At 59.0% G+C, this 6,457-nt stretch carries 6 protein-coding genes and 1 pseudogene; 3 read left to right on the top strand and 4 right to left on the bottom strand.

Going from position 1 to position 6,457, the window contains the following annotated elements:
* Window positions 1-129: 129 nt before the first annotated feature.
* From ACTNBB_RS08865 to ACTNBB_RS08855, 3 genes and pseudogenes are all read right to left on the bottom strand, one after another.
* A complete protein-coding gene (locus ACTNBB_RS08865) occupies window positions 130-291 on the bottom strand; it encodes a hypothetical protein (protein WP_441056350.1) in 162 nt (53 codons plus the stop codon).
* A gap of 38 nt (window positions 292-329) precedes the next feature.
* Window positions 330-473, bottom strand: a pseudogene (locus tag ACTNBB_RS08860) (KUP/HAK/KT family potassium transporter); the annotation flags it as partial.
* Window positions 474-740: 267 nt separating this feature from the next.
* Entirely contained in the window at window positions 741-1,652 is a 912-nt protein-coding gene (locus ACTNBB_RS08855; protein ID WP_441056294.1) for a DMT family transporter, read from the bottom strand.
* 118 nt (window positions 1,653-1,770) lie between these two features.
* Here ACTNBB_RS08855 and ACTNBB_RS08850 point away from each other — a divergent pair, with 118 nt between their 5' ends.
* Both ACTNBB_RS08850 and ACTNBB_RS08845 read left to right on the top strand, forming a co-directional pair.
* On the top strand, window positions 1,771-2,628 hold the full coding sequence (locus tag ACTNBB_RS08850; protein WP_427794949.1) for a LysR family transcriptional regulator: 858 nt from the start codon (window positions 1,771-1,773) through the stop codon (window positions 2,626-2,628).
* A gap of 202 nt (window positions 2,629-2,830) precedes the next feature.
* Complete coding sequence (locus ACTNBB_RS08845; RefSeq protein WP_441056348.1) at window positions 2,831-4,312, top strand: aminotransferase class I/II-fold pyridoxal phosphate-dependent enzyme; 1,482 nt, start codon at window positions 2,831-2,833, stop codon at window positions 4,310-4,312.
* Between the two features lie 302 nt (window positions 4,313-4,614).
* On the opposite strand, the gene ACTNBB_RS08840 is transcribed toward ACTNBB_RS08845, so the two are convergent.
* Window positions 4,615-5,025, bottom strand: coding sequence for a peptide deformylase (locus ACTNBB_RS08840; RefSeq protein WP_154517072.1), 411 nt, complete (start codon window positions 5,023-5,025; stop codon window positions 4,615-4,617).
* A 214-nt stretch (window positions 5,026-5,239) separates the two neighbouring features.
* Between ACTNBB_RS08840 and ACTNBB_RS08835 the strand changes: the two genes are divergently transcribed.
* Window positions 5,240-6,139, top strand: coding sequence for a hypothetical protein (locus tag ACTNBB_RS08835; protein ID WP_154517075.1), 900 nt, complete (start codon window positions 5,240-5,242; stop codon window positions 6,137-6,139).
* Window positions 6,140-6,457 lie beyond the last annotated feature (318 nt).

The raw sequence follows: 6,457 nt of genomic DNA, 5'->3' as shown, positions 1-6,457 counted from the left end.
GGGCGGCGGCCCCGATGCGCCGGGGCGTCCCGCCCCCGCTCGGGTCGACCCGGGCTCTTTACCGCATCGCAAACCCCCCCCGGCGCCGCGGGTGCGCCCCCGGGCCGCTGTCGTCGACGCGCGACGTCGTTAGAAGTTGGCGTCGTTGAGTTGTTCGCTCTCGAGGCCGTCGAGCTGTTGCTGTTCGGGCGTATCGGCGACGCTCCCGAGCAGCTCGGTGGGGTCGAAGTTCATGTCCCTACCGGCTTCGTTGCCGTTGCCAAGGTCGTTCGAGAAGATATCGACATCCATTTCCTCGGCTTCCTCGATCTGAACTTCGAGCTGGAGTTATTGGCGAGCAGCGCCGCGCCGCCGATCATGGCAGGTAGGATCGGCCACGGCGCCACTTTGCGCACCAGGCTAAACAGGGCGAAGATGCCGCTCTCGTTGTGGTTGTCGGCCTTCATGGCGATTACCACGTACTTGACCGTGCTGGTCTTGGAGGTTTGCCTCCAGTTTGGCGTGCGCCACGTGGACTCCCTTGGACATCCGGTTATCTGTCTTGGACAGATAACTTTTATGCCGTCTTTATACATACAAGAGTTGTTTGGCACATCGGGTAATTTTAGACAATAATCCCCAGCTGGGGATTATTTGTGTACGCAGGTAGCATTTCAAAACAGGGGCGCATCCGCTGTATGGCTTTGCTGCAATGTAATAACTGCGGACGCGCTCCTGCTTTGAAACTGAAGAGGGAACTTTTAGACGCGTGCTGCCTGAGCGATACCGGTCTTGGCGCCTGAGCGTTTACCGGCGAGTTCGCAAAAGATCGCGCCGCCGATGATAAGCACGGCGCCCATCAGGCGGACCGGTGTTATGACTTCGCCCAAAAGGGCGGACGAGAACACGACGGCCGAAAGCGGCTCGAGGTAGCCGACGACAGCGACGGTCTGCACGGGCAGTTTGGCGACGGCGCTAAAGTAGAGCAGACAACCGATGCCGGTGTTGACGACGCCGAGCATAGCGACGGCGCGCCAATCGATGGTTGCGGCGATGCTGGCGGACAGGAATGAGGGGGTGCCTTGGGTGACGAGCGTAAGGACCAGCGCGGTCACAAAGGCGGCGCTCACCTGGAGCGCGGAGTTCTCGAGGCCTTCGATGTGCGGCGCGCCCTTGCTGGCGATGACCATCAATGCATAACAGAAGGCCGAGGCGATTCCGCAGACGATGCCCGCAATGGGCATAGTGCCGCCTAGACCTTGCGCTGCAATGAGAAAAGCGCCGCAGGCGACTGCGATAAACCCGGCGATTTTGCCACCGGTTAGTTTTTCGCCAAAGATAAACGGCGAGAGGGCCATGACGATGATGGGGCCGCAGTAGTACAGCAGCGAAGAAACGCCGACGCCGATCGTCTGATAAGCGCGGAACAGAAAAATCCAGCTGGCGCCCAGCGCGGCTCCCGAGAGGAGGAGGGCTGCGGCTTCGCGGGGGCGAGAAGGCGCCTGCAGCTTATGGCGCTGGGTAATGGCGAGGATGGCGACAAGCGAAAGGGCTCCCAGAAAAGTGCGTAGCAGCACGATATCGGAGCTCGGGAGTGCGATGGCCGCAGCGATGATGCCGTTGGAGCCAAACAACAACAATGCTGCTAAATACGTAATCAATCCGTTGTTCATGCGCTGCCGTCCCCTCTATATCTGTGCATGCTCACTATGGGTGAACTGGCTTTAGAAGAAAAGCGAATATAATGCATGGAAAACATGACAAAAACTCATGCAAGGGTGGAGGCATGTCGTGGAAACGAATATTCAAAAGATGCAGGTGCTGCTGGAGACCGTGCGCGCTGGAAGCTTTACGCGTGCTGCCGAGCGCCTGAGCTACTCGCAATCGGGCGTGAGCCGCATGGTGGCCGATCTTGAGGCCGATTGGGGCTTTAAGGTACTCGACCGCAGTCGTGAAGGTGTTGCTCTTTCTGCCGACGGGCGGCAGGTCATGCCGGCTGTCGAGGCGCTCTGCGAGGAATTCGTTCGCTTGCAGCGACGGGTGGATGAGATGCGCGGGCTCATGCGCGGCAAAATCTGCATCGGTACGTTTTCGAGCGTGGCGACCCACGTGCTGCCGCCGGTGATTGCGCGTTTTCGTGCTGATCATCCAGACGTCGATTACGAGTTGCTGATGGGCGACTATTCAGAGATTGAACAATGGGTGGCAGAGGGTCGCTGCGATCTGGGCTTTATCCCGCGTGAGCCCCGAGAAAACGGCATGACATCGCTGCCTTTGGTGCGTGACGAGTTAATGGCGGTAGTGCCGTCAGGCTCGTTGTTTGCCACGGCGGAGGTCGTCTCTCTTGCCGACTTGGCCAACGAGCAGTTTATTCTGCTAGAACGCGGCACCGATGACGAGATTACGCCGCTGTTTCGTCGGGCGGGACTGGCAGTGCACTCAAAACTGTCGACCTGGGATGACTATGCGATTATGGCTATGGTCGAGGACGGCCTGGGTGTGAGCATTCTTCCCGCGCTCATCATGCGCCGCTGTCAGTTCGATGTTGCCGTGCGTCCGCTCGAAGGGCATCCCCATCGGCAGATCAACGCCATATATCGAACGGCCGATATTTCGCTTGCCGCCGCCCGTTTTCTCGAATACCTCTAAATGGGCGCACGTCGTTACCGCCTTGGGGTAAATCTTGAGGTTTGGGTCATGTTATTTTTGAAATTGAACTTTTAGAAATAGCACGGCGCTATACTGCTTGCTAAATTGAACCTTAGTTCAATTCGTGTTCTATAAATTGAACTTTGCCAGCAAGGAGGTTCTTGTGACCCAAGAGACGTTTAGCGATCGCCTGCGACAGGCTATGTCCGATCGCGACGTTCGCCAGTCGGACGTAATCCGCGCATCGGAGATGCTCGGCAAAAAACTCGGCAAGAGTCAGATGAGCCAATATGTGAGCGGCAAGACGATTCCGCGGCGCGATGTGGCAGAGCTACTCGCCCGCATTTTGGAGGTCGATGTTACCTGGCTGCTCGCCGGTGACGCCGATCAAGGCGAGACATCATCGACCCACAACGTTTACAAGCCCGAACCCCATCCCTCAGATCAAATTGCAAGGAGCACCACCATGCGTACTTTTTCTAAATCCACCAAACTCGAGAACGTTCTGTATGACGTGCGCGGCCCCGTTGTCGACGAGGCAGCCCGTATGGAGGACGAAGGCGAGTGCATCCTCAAGCTCAACATCGGTAATCCGGCGCCCTTTGGTTTCCGCACGCCCGATGAGGTCATTAAGGACATGCGCCAGCAGCTGCCCGACTGCGAAGGCTATTCCAACTCGCGCGGTCTGTTCTCTGCGCGCAAGGCGATCATGCAGTATTCGCAGATCAAGGGCCTGCCCAATGTTCAGATGGAACATATCTATACGGGCAACGGCGTGTCCGAGCTCATTCAGCTTTCGATGAACGCGCTGCTCGACAATGGCGACGAGATTCTGATTCCCAGCCCCGATTATCCGCTGTGGACGGCGTGCGCAACTCTTGCCGGTGGACATCCCGTGCACTATCTGTGTGATGAGCAGGCCGATTGGTATCCCGATCTGCAGGATATGGAGTCCAAGATCACGAGCGCGACCAAGGCCCTCGTCATCATCAACCCCAACAACCCCACGGGCTCTGTCTATCCGCGCGAGGTGCTCGAGGGCATCGTTGAGATCGCGCGCAGGCACCAGCTCATGATTTTTGCCGACGAGATCTATGACCGCCTGTGCATGGACGGCTACGAGCACGTCTCCATTGCATCGCTCGCCCCCGACCTGCCCTGCATTACGTTTAGCGGCCTGTCCAAGTCGCATATGATCGCGGGCTATCGCATTGGCTGGATGGTGCTTTCGGGCAACCAGCGCTGCATGAGCGACTTCATCATGGGCATCAACATGCTCTCCAACATGCGCCTGTGCTCCAACGTGCCGGCCCAGTCGATCGTCCAGACGGCGCTTGGCGGCCATCAGTCGGTTAACGACTACATCCGCCCCGGCGGTCGTGTCTACGAGCAGCGCAACTTTGTGTATGAGGCGCTCAGCAAGATCGACGGCATCTCGGTGGTCAAGCCGCGTGCGGCGTTTTATATCTTCCCCAAAATGGATGTTAAAAAGTTCAACATCACCGATGACGAGCAGTTTGCCCTCGACCTGCTGCACGAGAAGAAGATCCTCATCACGCGTGGCGGCGGCTTCAACTGGGCTGAGCCCGATCACTTCCGCATCGTGTACCTGCCGCGCATGGAAGTGCTCAAAGAGTCGCTCGAAGACCTCGCCGATTTCTTTGATCACTACCGTCAAGCGTAGGGGATTAGGTATCTGCCGCCGCAAGAATCGAGGCGTCGCAGGATAGACATACGACAGCGAGCGAGCCGCATTCACGCGAAGGTGACGTGAAATGAGAGGGCGCTGACCTTCTGGTCGCGCCCTCGAAATTGAACGTCAGATTGGCGTGAATGCGGCTCGCGCAGCGTCAAGTGGTCCGCCGTTCGGTAGAACGGCGGAACTTATATAAATGCGGCTCGCTCGCTGTCGTGTGCTCAGCCTGCGTCGTTACCATGATCCAAAGGGGACGGAGGAAAACAGATCATTTTCCTTGACTCGCGGAACTATATAACGACGCCGTTGCAGTGGTCGATTTCGTGCTGGATGATCTCGGCGGTGTAGCCCGAGAAGTTTTTGATGCGGTGGACGAAGTTCTCGTCCAAATACTCCACCTTAATGCGACGATAGCGGGTACAGGGACGCTCGCCGATCAGCGAGAGGCATCCTTCGCTGGTCTGATAGGCATTGACCTGCTCAAGAATTTGAGGGTTGTACATCAGGAGCGTCCTGTTGCCGTCCTTTACGCAGATGATGCGTTTGCGCACGCCGATCATGTTGGCGGCGAGCCCCACGCATTCGTGCTCATGCTCGTGGAGCGTATCCAGGAGGTCCTGCCCGATCACGGCATCGTCGGGCCCTGCGTCTTCGGAAGGCAGGCGCAAAAAGAACTCGGATTTCATGATGGGCTTAATCATGGCGGGCTCCTTAAGGTGGACACGTTTGGTTCAGGCCATGATACCGCGACATGTCGCATTAATGTGTGCACATAGATTCTGCAGCTAGATTGGATGGCGACACCATAAACTAATGGACGTTTTGCCGAGAGGCATGAATGTTTAAAGCGCAAAGAGTGCGCGACGGGCCCCGCGAATGGGGCGATGATGCCCGAGAGGGCCAAGAAGGAGTCTCATGTCCGAGAACGAAGAGATCATGAACGAGACCGAGAACGAGACCATGGCTGCCGAGGTCGAGGCAGTCGAGACCGTGGAGACCGAAGCTACCGAGGTTGAGGCTGCTGACGAGGTTTCCGCCGAGGAGGAGGCCGAGGTTGTCGAGGCCGCCGTTGATTACGATGACGAAGAGCTGATGGACAAGATGCAGAAGGCCGCCCGCCTGCTGCGTAGCCGTCGCTTTGCTATTTCCAAGGAGGAAGAGGCTAAGGCCGAGCGTATGGCGAACATCGAGCGCGCCATCAAGCTCCTTGACCTCAAGCCCAAGATGGAGCAGAAGGAAATGTCCGATCTGCTGGGCATGCGTCTTCGTGAGCTCGATGGCCTGATGGCCGAGGCCGAGGCTGCCGATCTGGTCGGCCGCATCGACAACGCCGAGGGCGATATGCGCAAGATCGTCGTCTTCGCTGCCGAGGATGCCGCTGAGGGCCTGGTCGAGCTTGCCAACAAGAAGGAGAAGCTCCTGCCCGAGCTTTCTTACGAGGAGGCCACCGAGCTGATGGCCGCGCTCGATAAGGTTATCGCTCCGCTCGTCGCCATGGGTCTGGACGAGGATCGCGGTCCTCGCGGCGGCCGTGACGACCGCGGTGGCCGTGGCGGCGATCGTGGCGGTCGCGGCGGCTTTGGCGACCGCGGTGGCCGTGGCGGCGACCGTGGTGGCCGCGGTGGCCGTGGCGGCTTTGGTGACCGTGGCGGCGATCGTGGCGGTCGCGGCGGCTTTGGCGGCAACCGTGGTGGCTATGGCGACCGCGGTGGCAACCGTGGCGGCTTCGGCGGCAACCGTGGCGGCGACCGCAGCGGTCGAGGCGGCGACCGTGGCGGCCGCAACGGCGGTGGCTTCCGCGGCAACCGCTTTTAGTTACGGCGTTTTACCAAACGCCGTAACGGGCCGACGCTGCAAGCCCGCCAGAGCGGCAATCTGCCTTTCAACTTCGGCGGCATGACCAAAAGGTCAATGCCGCCTTGTTTCAAGGCACCTTGCTCGCTCTGGCGGGCTTTCGCTCATATGACCCAATCCGCTGTCAAGAGCCACAATGGCCCCGCCGACCGCTTGCAATCGGTCGGCGGGGCCTGCCGTTGAACCCGTCCCGGTCCGCCCCCGGCATGTCATCGACGCCTTCGGCTCAGTCTCATATCCGCGGATACCGTTCTGTCGGCCCGCACTCCATTCCTTCGG

The sequence above is a fragment of the Collinsella sp. HCP28S3_B9 genome (assembly GCF_052066095.1).
Classification (GTDB): Bacteria; Actinomycetota; Coriobacteriia; order Coriobacteriales; family Coriobacteriaceae; genus Collinsella.
Note: the sequence above shows the minus strand (reverse complement) of the source record. Positions and strands in the feature narration are given on the sequence as shown.